The organism is Arenibacter echinorum, from assembly GCF_003259375.1.
Classification (GTDB): Bacteria; Bacteroidota; Bacteroidia; order Flavobacteriales; family Flavobacteriaceae; genus Arenibacter; species Arenibacter echinorum.
This window is the reverse complement of record NZ_QLLN01000006.1, coordinates 315,468-330,871: the sequence shown is the minus strand read 5'-3', so window position 1 is coordinate 330,871 and position 15,404 is coordinate 315,468. Positions and strand designations below refer to the sequence as shown.

The following is a 15,404-nucleotide window of genomic DNA, read 5'->3' as shown; positions in this document are numbered from 1 at the left end:
TGCAGCATGAGTAATACAATAATTGATACAAATTTTAACTTTCCGGGACAACAACATTTGTACAAAGGAAAGGTAAGGGAGGTATATCATCTTGAAAACAATATTTTGGTAATGGTGGCTACGGATAGGCTTTCCGCTTTTGACGTAGTTATGCCCAAAGGAATTCCGTATAAAGGTCAAATACTAAATCAGATTGCTACCAAGATGATGGCGGATACCGCTGATATAGTTCCCAATTGGCTGATGGCCACTCCAGATCCCAATGTTGCTGTAGGGTTTGCCTGCGAGCCCTTTAAGGTGGAAATGGTGATTAGGGGGTATCTATCCGGACATGCGGCCAGGGAATACAAGCTGGGGAAACGAATGCTATGTGGTGTTCCCATGCCCCATGGGATGTCGGAAAACGATAAGTTTCCAGCTCCCATTATAACCCCCGCAACCAAGGCCGAAATGGGAGACCATGATGAGGATATTTCCAGGGAAGGCATTTTGGAAAGGGAAATAGTAAGCGAGGAAGATTACTTGGTTCTTGAAAAGTATACCAAGGCACTCTTTCAAAGAGGTACGGAAATTGCCGCTAAAAGGGGATTGATCTTAGTGGATACCAAATATGAATTTGGGAAAACCAAGGATGGAAAAATTGTACTTATCGATGAAATCCATACCCCTGATTCTTCCCGTTATTTTTATGCCCAAGGCTACGGGGAACGACAAAACAGGGGAGAGGCCCAAAAGCAATTGTCCAAGGAATTCGTGCGCCAATGGTTGATAAGCAATAACTTTCAAGGCCTAAAAGGACAAGTAGTACCTGAGATGACCGATGACTATATACAAACTGTCTCGGACCGTTACATTGAGCTTTACGAAAATATTACCGGAGAAAAATTTATCAAGGCCGACATATCTGATATACAGTCCAGAATTGAGAAAAATGTTTTGGGGTACCTGTCATCTTTAAAATAGTTATCCCATTTTCAACAGGTCTTTTAATTTTAGTTGTCCCTTGCCCTTCAATCGATTCCTAATTTTTAAGAACGCGATGGCAGTAATGTAGGCATCGCCTAATGCGGTATGCCTATCTTTCTTGGATATATCGAACTTTTCGGCCAATTCATCCAAGGAATAGTGCTCTTTCTTTTTGAAGACATTGGAGTTCAATAGTGTTTTTTTGTAAAGATGTGAAGTGTCCAGTACTTTATTCCTTAACCTTGGAAGCCCGTTTCTTTCCAGCGCCCTGTTGATCATTGTAATGTCAAAAATGGCATGGTGTGCTACAATTACAGCATTCTTTAAAAACCCCAACAATTCCTCTATAGCGGCACTTTCACTTATGCAGTAGGCCCCACCATTTTTAAGGATACCATGAATTTTTGCAGTTTCCGCATTGTAATGCTCCTGCTTTAAAAAAAGTTCCAAGCTCTGGTTCAGGGCAATATTTTTGTCGATCAAACTTAGGGCGCCAATACAGAGTATCCTGTCATTTAAATAATCGAAACCTGTAGTTTCCGTATCCAAGACCACGAATCTTACCAAACTGAGGTCCTCAATTGGTTTTTTGGTGAAATTTTTCTCGTATTCCAGCCAATAATCGGGATAGTTGGTTACTTTTTTTTTAAAGAAATCTATCATCGCAACAAGTTTGAAACTTTGAATCTAATACTTACCAATTCCTGTATTTCCTTTATGGTCTTAAAAGTTCTTTTTAGTTTAATTCTTTCTTCCTTGGTCAATTTGTCTATGGCAATATACCTCCCGGAATCATTGTGGAGCAGCCCTTGTTTGGTCCTAAACTTTAAAAGGGCCCTGGTGGCATAGGAACAGGCCATAAAGATTTCCTCGTTGTTGGGTTCCAGTTCCGCCAGTTTTTCAAATCGCTCTGCGGTACTGTTGATGGATTTGACCGAATGCGATAAAATTAATACTCTTGCCGCATCGGTCAAAGGCATTAATGCCCGTCTTTTTAGATCGAAAGAATCTTTATGTTCCCCATCCTCCTCAACCAATAGTTGTCTAAAAAAGCCCGTTGGGGAAGGGTTTTGTAGGGCCCCGCTCGCTAGGTGCAAATAGAAAATGGGATATTTTTTGGTGGCTTCAAAAATGTGTTCAGATAATTCATTTACCAAATTCACATCCCCATAGGTAATGTTATAATCGAAAAATATGGAAGAAAGCAACACTTCATCTGTCCCTGGATTTATAATCCAATGCGAAATGGTTTTTTTCCATTCATCCAGGCTCAAGCACCAATTAGGATTGGATGCCATCATTTCTGCAGGGCAATAATCGTATCCAATATCAAACAAACCTTTGTTGATTAGTTTGGACAACTTCAAAAAATAGTCGGTTGTTTCTATGAGCTTTTCCTCAGGGACATTTTCAAAGACCACGGCGTTGTCCTGATCGGTCTGAAGGAGTTGTTCACTCCGTCCCTGGCTACCAAGTGCCAGCCATGCAAATTTTACGGGAGGCTTTGTTGGCATTTCCTCCAAGGATAGTTTAATAATTTGCTTAACGCAGGCGTCATTAAGTTCAGATATTATTTTGGTAGTCAATTTAATGGGGATATTTTGATCCAAATAGTCCTGTAGAAGATGTGTAATACTCTTTCTAATCTGTTTTATCGATTTTATTTTCTTGGCCCTATTTATGGCTTTTATCAATACTGCGGGGTTGTTTCCCAAGGCCACCATAACATCATGTTTGGATAGTATTCCAATTGCCTTGGAGTTGGGTGTGCCGTCCTTGGTGATACATAAATGGCTGATATTACTTTTCATCATGGCCATTTGTGCCTGGGTTATGGTCAAGTGTTTGTTGTAGGTGATTACCGGGGAAACCATTATTTCCTTGGCTTTTGTGGTAATGGGATATTTGCCGGTTACAATATTGTTCCGCAGATCTTTGTCCGTAATGATCCCGATTGGCATCTTGTCCTTGACTACCAGCATGGCTCCAACTTTTTTTTCGGTCATTCTCATGGCTATTGTTTTGGCCGAGGTGTTTGGGGTACAGGTCACCAATTTTTTGGAATACTGTACAGATTGTAAATCCAGTACATGGGTATCGGGAGCCACAGGATTTATAAGGGTCACTTCGTCATACAATTTACCGCGATGACTTTTTGAATAGGGATTTCTTGTATTGGAGGCGAAACTTTCTATTAAGAAATTTCCAACCGCTATATTTTTTTGGGCGTAGGGTTTAAATATGTCGATTGGAATGGCGTATAGGATGCTTTCTTCATGTGCTTTTGCAGTCATTTTGTAATTCTCCTGGGCCATTAAGGGTCTAAGTCCAAATATATCTCCTTCATCGCACATGTCCATGATACTCTTATCAGATCCTTTTTTAAGGGCAACAGCACCCTTGTTCACCACATAGAAGAAGGGGTGAGGTTCGTCGTTTTCGGCAAAAATAACATTATCCTTTTCCTTATAGACAATGGTAATTTCTTGGGCAAGGGTTTCAAGGTCTGTCTGGCCCAGGACATTGAAGGGTGGGAAATTTTTTAAAAAATCGGCTACTCTATGCGAAATGGTATTTTTCATGGAATATTATATGTTGATCCTTGGTAATTATAGAGACCATGGTTCTCTTCCCATCTGAAGATTAAACAATCAAATAAGAACCCAATAGTTACTTTAATTTTATTATAAATAAATATGGGTTAAAGTTAATTTTTATACGTCATCTTCAAAAGAAAAGATGAAGCCAATTATGTTGTCTGGACTGATACCTTAATTGTCAATAACGTTCACATAATATCGCATTGAGCTATTGGATTAAATTGGGTTGAATTAATTTTATCTGTAACCGTAATTATAAATGCTATGGAATCACCTTATTTGGATTGTATTGAAGCCTGTCGTAAATGTATAGCCGATTGTCAATATAGCCTACTTCAAATGTCGGGAAAGGAAAGTAAAAATGACTGCCCCCTTTGCTGTATTCTATGTATTGAATCTTGTTCGGCAGCATTACAATTTTTAATGGCAGATAGTCCATATGCCAAGGAATATTGCAGCATATGCGCTAGAGTATGTCAGTGGTGTGCAGAACAGTGCGCACAACATGATCATAAACATTGTGAAGATTGTGCAAATTCTTGTGTAAAATGTATGGAGGAATGTCAAAAAGTGGTAATGACCTTATCTAGTGAAATTTAAATTTCATCAACCTTAAACCAGTTAGTGACCTATTGTTTTTGCAATGCATAAAGCTGCTGTTGTAGGAATGGTTGTAATGGCATATATCAGAAAAAGCAAGGAAGAATATTTTTTGTTTTAAGGGATTCGATTTTTAGGGATTCTTAAATTAATAATTACGGGATGACGTTCGAAATGGGATTGGTGTTTTTGGTTTTATTGATAACCATAATCTTGTTTGCCCTGGAAGTGTTTCCGGTAGATAAGATTGCCTTTTTTATCATTGTTTCATTAACCTTATTGGGGCTTGTGAAACCGGAAGAGGCCATAAGCGGGTTTTCCAATAGCGCCACCATAGCGGTTTTGGCCTTGATGATCCTGGCCATAGCCATGGAGGAAAATGGCGTTATTACTTGGCTTACCTCGGGTCTGGGTAAAATTAAAGCCCTCCCGTTGTTTGTAATTGCTCCTATTTTTATGATTGTAACTGCGAGTATTTCCGCATTTATAAGTACTACCGCGGTCGTCATTGTTTTCATTAAAATCATCAATCAACTCTGCGATCGATTCAATATTTCCAAATCCAAATTATTGTTGCCCATTTCTTTTGCCGGCATATTGGGGGGGTCTTGTACCTTAATGGGTACCTCTACAAACCTTATTGTTAACTCAGTAGCACAAAATCTGGGGGCACCCGCCCTGAGTTTTTTCGAATTTACCACTATTGGGTTAATTTTTCTGGCAGTGGCCATTGTTTACCTCACCTTAACGCTTAGATGGTTGCCTTGGAGCGGAAAGAGGGAATTGGGGAACGATTATAGTGTAGCAGATTATATTACCAATGTCCGTATAAAATCGGGGTCACAGTTGGTAAACAAAAGGTTGGAGGAAACATTTTTATTCAACAATCCAGAAATATCAATACTTAAATTGATAAGGGACAATAGGATCCACAATTCACCTGGAAAGTATATCACCCTAAAGGAAAATGATGAGTTGTTATTAATGTGCAACATTTTAAGCCTCTCTAAATTGAATGATGCCCAAAATTTGGAACTAAACCAGCCAAATTATTGGATGGGTGCCGATCTTCATTCCTCTGAGGAAGAAAAGGTCCCTAAATTGGAGGAAAGGGTGTTTGTAGAACTTTTAATGCTTCCAGGTGCGGCGCTTTTGGGAAAGACCTTGGGGAATCTTAGGGGTTATATGCAACAGGATATTGTTCCTGTGGCCATTAAGAAGCGCAAGACCTTGACCAATATCAAGGAACGATTGGTGCGCAGCAGTTCGGATAAATTGGTGCTCAAAGCCGGAGATCGACTACTAGTTGACGTAAGTAGGCAAAATATTAAATCTTTGTACGCCCTTGAAAACATTGTGCTTTTACAAGAGTTCGATTCTCTTAAAACCCATTCTCGATTCGGAAGGATTTTGTCGGTGGCAGTTCTTGGCTTAGTAGTCGTTTTGGCGGCCACAGGTGTTTTGTCCATTATGGTAAGCGCCCTGACAGGCGTTGCCATATTATTGCTTACCAATAACCTAAATTTGGATAATGTATACAAAAAGGTAAATTGGCAAATTTTCTTTTTGTTGGCAGGAATGATACCTTTGGGTATAGCCATGCACAACACGGGTGCGGATATGTGGATCTCGGAAAAATTGCTGGGTTTATTAGTGGGTCAATCCAAAACGATAATTATTGGCAGTCTTTTTCTTATAACCATGGTCATGAGCGGTGTGGTCAGTAATAATGCCACAGCTATTATAATGACCCCAATAGCAATGGCACTGGCAAGCGGACTAAATTTGGATTTTAAGCCATTTATCCTAGCTGTAATGTTTGCAGCAAATTTTAGTTTTTTTACCCCGGTAGGTTATCAGACCAATACCTTGATTTACGGAATAGGCAACTACAAATTCAAACATTTTTTTATAATAGGGGGAATTTTAAGTCTAATCTTATGGATTTTGGCAACCTTTCTTTTGGTCCGGTTGGTATAGTTCTTATAGTTGTTAAATGGGTTTTCTGTGGTAAGATTTGCACTTTTAGTAATCATTGTAAATACGATATTTACCTTATACTTGAAAATTAGGCAGTAACTTCGTAGCTTAGGTCGCTATCAGGAGGACATTAATTTTTGAATTCCTATTATTTATTAATATCGCATGAAGAATTTTTTTTCGCTGACCCTCCTTATAGGAATGTTGTTTTCCTGTTCCGGTAACAAAAAGGAATCGCGAATTTTGGAATATAAAGAACCAACGGCTACCAATTTGCCTGGGAACCGCTCGGCAGAAATTCACTGTTCCAGTTGTCATCTCTTTGTTAAACCAGAATTGTTGCCAAGGTCCAGTTGGCAAAACGATGTACTTCCAGCAATGGGACATCGATTGGGTATTTATAGAGGAAATGTACGACCAGATAGTCTCTTTGACAATGGCAGGAGCGGGGAAGTGGTTAAAAAGGCAAATATCTTTCCAGAAAGACCTCTCATCGCCCAAGCGGATTGGAATAAAATAGAGGATTATTACCTGGAAAATGCACCGGATACCATTTTACCACCTAAACGAGCCAATAAAATCAAAATGGGCCTAAAGCATTTTAAATACAGGGAGTCTGGTTTTTCTCATACTCCGGCTCTAACCACTATGGTGAAAATCCTTCCAGAAAATAGAGGAGTAGTATTTGCGGATAGTAAACGAAATATAAATAGCCTAACATTCCTGACCAAAGATCTTGAAAAGGATTTTGTTCTTGGGCTTAAAGCGGCTCCTGTTCATTTCTACGAAAAGTACGATACCATTTATCTGACAACTGCAGGGAAAAATATTTTTCCCAATGATGTATCGGATGGAGCTTTACAAAAAATATTTTCAAAAGGAACAGCAGATTCCTACACTTCCAACGAGGTGATTTCCAATTTACAAAGGCCAGTAAATATGGCTTATGGGGACTTGAATAACGATGGATTGGAAGATGTTGTGGCCTGTGAATACGGCAATGAAACTGGAAAATTGGTTTGGTACGAAAACATGGGGGGTGGTAAATACACTATGAGGACGCTGGACAACAGATCAGGTGCCATTACCGCGGTGATAAAGGATGCCAATGGGGATGGTTTCAAAGATATTTTTGTGCTTATGGCACAAGGGGATGAAGGCGTTTTTTATTATCAAAACCTGGGCGATGGCACGTTTTCCAACAAAAGATTGCTTTCTTTTCTTCCTCTTAATGGTTCCCAAAATATGGAGTTGGTAGATTTTAATAATGATGGCTTCGATGACATAATATATGTCTGTGGGGATAACGCGGACAAAACCCCCATATTAAAGGAATACCACGGTATTTATATATTTCTGAACGATGGGGATTTAAATTTTAAGCAATCCTATTTCTACCCTTTAAACGGGGCTTATAAAGCCATTCCCAGGGATTATGATTTGGATGGAGATCTTGATATTGCGGCAATTTCATTTTTTCCCGATTATATGGGTTCTCCAGAGGAAAGTTTTGTGTATCTGGAAAATAAAGGGGATATGAAATTTGAGGATTATTCCTTTCCGGAGTCGATCAAAGGTCGATGGATCGTAATGGATGCGGAGGATATGGATGCAGATGGCGATATTGACCTGGCTCTAGGATCTTTTGTGTATTTTCTTCCATTGGGGGATACGACCGGGCTGGGCCAAAAATGGCTATCCGAAGGACCCTCTATAATAGTATTGGAAAATACCACACGATAAATCTTTGCACGGCTGAAGGTAATTGGTAAGTCGTCCAGTAGTATTTATTATTTTTCACTACTCACTACTCACTACTCACTACTCACTACTCACTACTCACTACTCACTACTCACTACTCACTACTCACTACTCACTACACCTACCCTTTCCTATATTTATCGTGCAGCCCCAAACCTTTTTCCAAGAGGGGAATACATTTTTCCAGTCGGGCCTGCTTGGTCTTTTCCTGTTTGGCTTGAGAAATATACTCGCAATATTCCCTTTGTTTATATGGGGTTAGACTTCCATAATTTGCTTTTAATGCCTGATTCTTGTTAAGTGCTATTTTTAACAAAGGAGGCATTTCAATTGGCTTGTTTTTTTCAGGGGCAAGGACAAGTCCCTTCTTTTGGTTGCTGATAGCTTCAAGAAAATAAGCTAGAACCGTGGCCTCATCAATATCCTCTATGGTTCTAAATTTCCAGTGCCTCATTGCCTTAGTTTTACCTTCTTGTGCATTTTCCAGAACTTTTTTAGGGTCTTTTAAAAAGACACCATTATAGAACCAGATGCCGAAATGATGTTTAAAGGCCAAAATACCTAGAACATTCTTATTGTCTATGGTGTATACAGGGATCCTCCATTTGTACGTTTCAATAAGTTCAGTTTTAAGTGCCAATTCCCGTAAAAGGCCAATACCTTCCATAAAGGGCTGTTTTTTTGCGAAATAGGCTTCTATCTTTTCTTGGGTCTTCATTTTTCCTACCAAATGAAATGTATATTGTCGCGCTATTATGGGCACACAAATACTTAAGTTATCTTTTAGCTGTAAGTTCGCAAATTTTTACGATAACATCAACCGCTTTCTGCATGCTTTCTACAGGGACATACTCGTATTTTCCATGAAAATTATGTCCGCCTGCAAAAATATTGGGGCATGGTAACCCCATATAACTCAATTGTGAGCCATCGGTACCGCCACGTATGGGTTTTATAATTGGGGTAATCCCCAAGCTTTCCATAGCCTCTTTGGCAATTTCAACTATATGCATTACCGGTTCAATTTTTTCCCGCATATTAAAATATTGATCTTTAATATCCAGGGATACAAAATCTCCATATTCCGCTTTCAAATTTTCCGTGATATATTGTAAAAGTTCCTTGCGCTGTTCGAATTTTTTTAGGTCGTGATCCCGAATTATAATTTCAATTTCAGCCAACTCAATTTCTCCTTTCATGTGATGGACGTGAAAGAAACCTTCCCGTCCAGTAGTTTTTTGAGGCACTTCATGGCCGGGTAATTGGGAGATAAAATCGTTCGCGATCAAAATGGCATTTACCATTTTCCCTTTGGCATAACCAGGATGTACACTTTTTCCTTTAATGGTTATTTTGGCGCCTGCCGCATTAAAGTTTTCATATTCCAATTCTCCGATTTGGCTGCCGTCCATAGTATAGGCCCAATCGGCACCAAATGCTGCAACATCAAAATGGTGGGCTCCGCGGCCAATTTCTTCATCAGGGGTAAAGCCCACCCTAATCTTACCATGTTTAATTTCCGGATGTTGTATTAAATACTCCATGGCTGTAATGATCTCAGTTATTCCAGCCTTATCATCGGCACCTAACAAAGTGGTGCCATCTGTAGTGATAAGGGTATTGCCTTTGTATTGCAGTAGGTCATCAAAATAACTAGGAGAGAGGATGATATTTTCCGCTTTGTTCAAAACAATATCCCCGCCATCATAATTTTTTATTATTTGAGGCTTTACATCATTGGACGTGAAATCTGGAGAAGTATCAAAATGCGAAATAAATCCAATTGTAGGCACTTCTTTTTGTAAATTACTGGGTAAAGTCGCCATAATGTAAGCTTTGTCATCTATAACTACATCCTGCATACCTATTTGCTTGAGTTCCTCCACTAATTTATGGGCAAGAGTCCATTGCTTTTTAGTGCTGGGAGTAGTGTCGGACTTAGGGTCGCTTTGGGTGTCTACGGTAATATAACTTATAAACCGGTCTATAATGTGTTGCATAAAAATAAATTTTAATCAAAAATACAGTTTATTATTTTTTATTTGGGCCTGTTGCGGTAACTGTATTGCGGAGTAATGTGATGTAGCCCGGGAACCCGAGGTTCAGCATAAATTTTATTATCCTATAAATAGATTAATGAGGAAAGATAACTTTCAGTGAGGAGCAGGTGGTTATATTATTACTTTATATTTGTATTTTAAATCAGCACAAAAACCTATGTGTAAAAAAGTTTTTTCCACCTTGATCCTTATGGTCGGATTTGTGATATCCGTACAAGCCCAACAAGAATGTAGTTTGGGTATTGGCGCGACAGAATCGGATACTATTATACAAATATTTCAGCTCAAAGAAGAGCAGATAACCAATTTGGAGGAGTTTAAGGCAGCACTGGAGATTGAAACCCGCTTATTGGATGAAGAGCGTAAAAATCTATTTGAAAATCACCCGCAAAGTACCCCTGAGGATTTAACGGCATTGGGGGCAAAGTATAAGGTTCTGGAGGAGCGGATGAAACAAGTTTTTAAAAAATACGACCTTAAACTTTTAGCACTCTTCAACGAGAAGCAATACCAAAGGTATGTTACACTTTGTCAGGAAGTATCCAGGCTCCCCCTAGTGGTGGCACCGGAATAAGTTGTGGTAAATGTTAATAAAAAGCGTGCGCTTAGGATAGTTTAGCACGGGTAGTTTGTATTTTTGCGGAAAATATTTTAAATGTATAAGCAGCTTATCCGCCCCCTCCTTTTTCAATTTGATCCAGAAGGAGTTCACCATTTTACTTTTAGAGCTATTCGTTTTTTATCCAGTATAGGATTTGCTGGGATATTTAGGACCATATATTCGGTCAACGACCCTCGTCTGGAACGTGAATTGTTCGGGTTGAAATTTAAAAATCCGGTGGGCTTGGCAGCGGGCTTTGACAAGGATGCCAAGTTGTACAATGAACTATCCGATTTTGGATTTGGATTTATTGAAATAGGAACCTTGACTCCCAAACCTCAGGATGGAAATCCAAAAAAACGCTTGTTTCGCTTAAAGAAAGATCAGGCCATCGTCAATAGAATGGGGTTTAATAATAAGGGGGTGTTCGATGCTGTTGAAAATCTAAAAAAAAGTCATAGGGTATTGATCGGGGGTAATATCGGGAAGAACAAGGTGACGCCCAACGAACTTGCGGCAAAGGATTATTTAATATGTTTTGATGCCCTTTTCGACCATGTGGATTATTTTGTAGTGAATGTTAGCTCACCAAATACCCCCGGCCTCCGGGAACTTCAGGATAGGAAACCTCTGACGGCATTGCTGAAGGAATTGAAAAAGGAAAATACCAAATTGGCAAAAGTAAAGGATAGGAAGGAAAAACCTATTCTTTTAAAAATAGCACCCGATTTAACGGACGACCAGTTACTGGATATTATAGGTATTGTCAAGGATACGGACATAGATGGGGTAATTGCTACCAATACGACGATTGCCCGCGATAATTTGAAATCCGATATTTTGTTAAAAGAAGAAGCAGGTGGTTTAAGCGGTAGACCACTTACCAAAAGGAGTACTGAAGTAATCCGGTTCTTGTCCCAAAAAAGCAATAAGGCATTTCCTATTATCGGGGTAGGCGGAATTCATTCTGCTGAAGATGCGCTTGAAAAATTGGACGCGGGTGCTGATTTGGTCCAATTGTACACTGGGTTTATCTATGAAGGTCCGTCACTTATAAAGAGAATCAATAAGGCTATAGTTAATAGGATTAACGACTGAAAGCGATAGATAGCATACCTCATATTTTAAGTAGTAAAAAAAGCAGGCTTTACCCAATTTTGGGAAAGCCTGCTTTTTTTTTTAGGCAAGGTTGATATTTTTTTTCCCTAAATGGGTTTTTATTATTTAGTCCAATAATCCACAACCGTAACATCTTCCAAATGGGGAGTCAACACTGCTCCAAAAGCCTTATGGTCAGGATGTGGAAGATATATGGCACGATCCTCTTCACTGTTGAAGGTAAGGAAAAAACAATGTGTAAACCCTTTGTCCAATCCTTCAGGACTATTGTTAGTTCCCCATTCGTAACCCACTATTTGAGGTATTTTGGAAGGTAGGGCACTAAAAGCGGCCTCTACTTTTGCTATGTCCTCTTTGGAGGTATTGGCTTTAAACTTAAAAAGTACTACATGGCGCAATACGCTGTCCTGTTTTTTAGAATTTTCCATTGTTAAATCCTTGTTCAAATTATTCGTGTTAGGGATGTTGTAACTCATCAATAGTATAGCAGCCAATAGGCCTACCGTGTAAAAAACTGGTTTCATATTTAAATTTTTGTGGAAGATATAAAAAAGTTGGATAAGGGTCGTTCGTTAGTAAGATATTTATCAAGCCTTATTCGTCAAACCATATTTAAAAGTCGAAGGTTTATTGCATTGCTTAAGTCCAACGAATCCCTCCCCTGGGGTCGGAGCCTTAAACAGAACCAGGGCCTGTCCTTTGGTTTAATACCATTTATATATAGAAAAAGCGACAAATAATCGCTAATTTCCGACCTTTGTTCATTATGCAAATTACTTGGATTTGAATTACGATATATTAATGACATTCGTATTGGCCACGGCCGCATTGGCCATTTCTCCAGGACCGGACAATATTTTTGTGCTGATCCAAAGTATTACCAATGGAAAGAAATATGGCATAGCAACCGTTGCGGGATTAATGACCGGCTGTTTGGTACATGCAACCTTGCTGGCTTTTGGAGTTTCCGCCATAATTAAACAGAACCCAAGTTTATTTTTTGTCATAAAGTTGTTTGGGGCAATTTATCTTGTCTATTTGGCCTATAAGGTTTTTAGGAGTAGTGATCATCTGGAATTATCCAGTGGCGGTGTAAGTAAGAAATCATTGGGAGCCTTATACAAACAAGGATTTATAATGAACGTTCTTAATCCTAAGGTTACTATTTTTTTCTTGGCCTTCTTTCCAGGTTTTTTGTTCAGTAATTATATAAGCATTGTTGTTCAATTCTATGTGCTTGCCGGGATATTTATATTGGTCTCTTTTACCATTTTTAGTGCGATAGCCATCCTTTCAGGAACCATTTCGAAATATATAAGGGAGCATGGGCAATTGGGAAAAGTCCTAAAATGGCTTCAGATTATCGTTTTTGTGGCTATTGCTGTTTATCTATTGATATCTGATAAATAATATTAATTTTGATAAAGCTTAAGCAGGGGAATGTCCAATACCATTAAAATAATAGAATGTCCAAGAGATGCCATGCAAGGCATCAAAACTTTCATTCCAACAGAAAAAAAGGTAAAATACATTCAATCCCTTTTGAATTGTGGTTTCGATACTATCGATTTTGGGAGTTTTGTTTCTCCTAAGGCAATTCCACAAATGGTGGATACGGCTGAGGTTCTTTCCCAATTGGACCTGTCCAAGACTACGAGTAAGTTATTGGCTATTGTCGCCAACGTGAGAGGGGCAAGGGATGCTTCCGAACATAATTCCATTGATTATTTGGGATATCCTTTTTCCATATCGGAGAATTTTCAAATGCGGAATACCCACAAAACAATTGCGGAATCTGTAGCTACTTTGGAAGAGATTTTAAGGATTTCCGGAGACTCGGGCAAGGAAGTGGTTACCTATATTTCTATGGGCTTCGGTAACCCCTATGGGGATCCATGGAATGTTGAGATAGTGGGTGAATGGACCGCAAAGTTGGCCGGAATGGGAGTAAAAATATTATCGCTTTCCGATACGGTGGGTTCTTCCACGCCTGAAGTAATCGACTATTTATTTTCCAACCTGATTCCAAAATTTCCTGACATCGAATTTGGAGCGCATCTACATACTACTCCCTCCAAATGGCACGAAAAAGTTGATGCTGCCGTCAAGGCCGGCTGTCGTAGGTTTGATGGGGCGGTGCAAGGTTTTGGTGGATGTCCTATGGCAAAGGATGAGCTCACTGGAAATATGCCCACCGAAAAGATGCTATCCTATTTTACAGCTATCAAGGCCGACACCAATGTTAATTGGATGGCTTTTGAAGCGGCATTCAACAAGGCTACTGATTTATTCTCTTCCTATCACTAAAACATTGGAGAATGTTTAGCTATGTCTGCATGGCATAATTGTTAAATTTCTGTATTTATTTAGATTTAGTTTAAATAAAGTTTGTCAATTTGGATGGCGCTATTATATTTGCACCCGAAAATTATATTTATCCAATCTAAATAAGAACAATTAACCAATGAAAAGAATTTCGTTACTATTCGTTTTGCTCCTGGCTACTGGAGTATTCGCACAGACCGCCAATGATTCCATTACTTTGGATCCACAAAAACAATTGAATGCGGCCCAGCGTTTGCTTTCTGGTAATTATGCCTCCGCCGTTACAGTAGGGGCTTATGGAGAAATGCTTTACAATCAACCCGAAGGTGACAATGGAGAATTGGATGTTCAAAGGTTAGTGCTGCTTTTGGGATATAGATTCAATGATAGGGCTCAATTTGTTACCGAGATAGAATTTGAGCATGTTGAGGAGGTGTACATTGAGCAGGCCTTCGTTAACTATAATCTTGGAAATAGCGTAAATCTAAGAGGTGGATTAATGTTGGTACCCATGGGCATCATTAACGAATACCATGAACCCACAACTTTTAACGGAACAGAGCGTCCTGCCATGGACAATGTTATAGTGCCTACTACCTGGAGGGAACTTGGAGTTGGTGTCTTCGGGAGGGTAAATGACCTATCCTTAGGCTACCAAGCATATATATTTAACGGATTCAAGTCTACCCAAGCTGATGGCGAAGGTGGGGTCAATGGAGTGTTGCAAGGTTCTAGCGGATTAAGGGGAGGAAGACAAAAAGGAATCCAATCTACCATTGATAGCCCGACCCTTTCTGCCAAATTGGATTATTACGGAATCCCTGGTCTGCGTTTGGGACTTTCTGGATATTTTGGGAAAACACAGGCTACAGATGATGTAGAAGAGCTTACGGGAGCAAACATTGGAGTTTCAATGGTCGGCTTGGATGCAAGATACGCCTATGGGAATTTTACAGCAAGAGGGCAATTTATTTATGCCTCCCTTTCCGATACCGAGGATTACAACGCCTTAACAGGTAGTAATTTAGGTAGCGCGTTACAAGGATGGTACGTGGAAGGTGCCTTTAATTTATTGCCAGCCGGCAATGAACAAAAATTGTTTGCCTTCGCTAGATATGAAAAATATGATACCCACGCAGATACGGCGGGTACTTTGGTAAGGAACAATGCCTACAACAAAACGGATGTAACGACAGGTCTTACCTATCACCTAGCTCCAGGAGTTGTATTAAAGGGGGATTATCAATTTAGATCTGACAAAGTGGACAATAGTGATCGGCAAAATGTATTGAATTTTGGGATTGGGGTTTGGTTCTAATCCAGAAAATGAAAATATTTAATTCATTGCCCTAAATATGTCAATTATTATTAAAAATGATTCTAAATTAGTA

13 protein-coding genes are annotated in these 15,404 nt (G+C 39.3%); 8 read left to right on the top strand and 5 right to left on the bottom strand.

The window, feature by feature from the left end:
- The first annotated feature begins 6 nt into the window (after nucleotides 1-6).
- Nucleotides 7-963 carry a phosphoribosylaminoimidazolesuccinocarboxamide synthase gene (locus tag LV92_RS17030; protein ID WP_111624796.1) on the top strand — a complete coding sequence of 319 codons (957 nt, stop codon included), beginning with the start codon at nucleotides 7-9 and terminating at the stop codon, nucleotides 961-963.
- On the opposite strand, the gene LV92_RS17025 is transcribed toward LV92_RS17030, so the two are convergent.
- Together LV92_RS17025 and LV92_RS17020 are read right to left on the bottom strand one after the other, a co-directional pair.
- Entirely contained in the window at nucleotides 964-1,629 is a 666-nt protein-coding gene (locus tag LV92_RS17025; protein ID WP_111624795.1) for a 3'-5' exonuclease, read from the bottom strand.
- A complete protein-coding gene (locus LV92_RS17020; RefSeq protein ID WP_111624794.1) occupies nucleotides 1,626-3,548 on the bottom strand; it encodes a DUF294 nucleotidyltransferase-like domain-containing protein in 1,923 nt (640 codons plus the stop codon). Before LV92_RS17020 ends, LV92_RS17025 begins: the two co-directional genes overlap by 4 nt.
- A gap of 780 nt (nucleotides 3,549-4,328) precedes the next feature.
- Here LV92_RS17020 and LV92_RS17010 point away from each other — a divergent pair.
- Nucleotides 4,329-6,146, top strand: coding sequence for an SLC13 family permease (locus LV92_RS17010; protein ID WP_111624792.1), 1,818 nt, complete (start codon nucleotides 4,329-4,331; stop codon nucleotides 6,144-6,146).
- A gap of 165 nt (nucleotides 6,147-6,311) precedes the next feature.
- Complete coding sequence (locus LV92_RS17005) at nucleotides 6,312-7,889, top strand: FG-GAP repeat domain-containing protein (RefSeq protein WP_111624791.1); 1,578 nt, start codon at nucleotides 6,312-6,314, stop codon at nucleotides 7,887-7,889.
- 140 nt (nucleotides 7,890-8,029) lie between these two features.
- Here LV92_RS17005 and LV92_RS16995 read toward each other — a convergent pair whose 3' ends face one another.
- Entirely contained in the window at nucleotides 8,030-8,626 is a 597-nt protein-coding gene (locus LV92_RS16995; protein WP_111624790.1) for a YdeI/OmpD-associated family protein, read from the bottom strand.
- A gap of 58 nt (nucleotides 8,627-8,684) precedes the next feature.
- Nucleotides 8,685-9,908 (bottom strand): peptidase T, encoded by a 1,224-nt coding sequence (gene pepT / locus LV92_RS16990; RefSeq protein WP_111624789.1) that lies wholly within the window; start codon nucleotides 9,906-9,908, stop codon nucleotides 8,685-8,687.
- A gap of 217 nt (nucleotides 9,909-10,125) precedes the next feature.
- Between pepT and LV92_RS16985 the strand changes: the two genes are divergently transcribed.
- Together LV92_RS16985 and LV92_RS16980 are read left to right on the top strand one after the other, a co-directional pair.
- Entirely contained in the window at nucleotides 10,126-10,542 is a 417-nt protein-coding gene (locus tag LV92_RS16985; protein WP_111624788.1) for a hypothetical protein, read from the top strand.
- A gap of 81 nt (nucleotides 10,543-10,623) precedes the next feature.
- A complete protein-coding gene (locus tag LV92_RS16980; protein ID WP_111624787.1) occupies nucleotides 10,624-11,667 on the top strand; it encodes a quinone-dependent dihydroorotate dehydrogenase in 1,044 nt (347 codons plus the stop codon).
- Between the two features lie 122 nt (nucleotides 11,668-11,789).
- Here LV92_RS16980 and LV92_RS16975 read toward each other — a convergent pair whose 3' ends face one another.
- Nucleotides 11,790-12,212, bottom strand: coding sequence for a Dabb family protein (locus tag LV92_RS16975; protein ID WP_394336279.1), 423 nt, complete (start codon nucleotides 12,210-12,212; stop codon nucleotides 11,790-11,792).
- A gap of 259 nt (nucleotides 12,213-12,471) precedes the next feature.
- Here LV92_RS16975 and LV92_RS16970 point away from each other — a divergent pair, with 259 nt between their 5' ends.
- The 3 genes from LV92_RS16970 to LV92_RS16960 all read left to right on the top strand — a co-directional run bounded on the left by LV92_RS16970 (nucleotide 12,472) and on the right by LV92_RS16960 (nucleotide 15,331).
- Nucleotides 12,472-13,098, top strand: coding sequence for a LysE family translocator (locus tag LV92_RS16970; protein WP_111624854.1), 627 nt, complete (start codon nucleotides 12,472-12,474; stop codon nucleotides 13,096-13,098).
- A gap of 30 nt (nucleotides 13,099-13,128) precedes the next feature.
- The gene (locus LV92_RS16965; RefSeq protein ID WP_111624786.1) at nucleotides 13,129-13,995 is read left to right on the top strand and encodes a hydroxymethylglutaryl-CoA lyase; all 867 of its coding nucleotides are present in this window, start codon (nucleotides 13,129-13,131) and stop codon (nucleotides 13,993-13,995) included.
- Between the two features lie 157 nt (nucleotides 13,996-14,152).
- Nucleotides 14,153-15,331, top strand: a complete 1,179-nt coding sequence (locus LV92_RS16960) for a hypothetical protein (protein ID WP_111624785.1) — start codon at nucleotides 14,153-14,155, stop codon at nucleotides 15,329-15,331.
- Nucleotides 15,332-15,404: the final 73 nt, after the last annotated feature.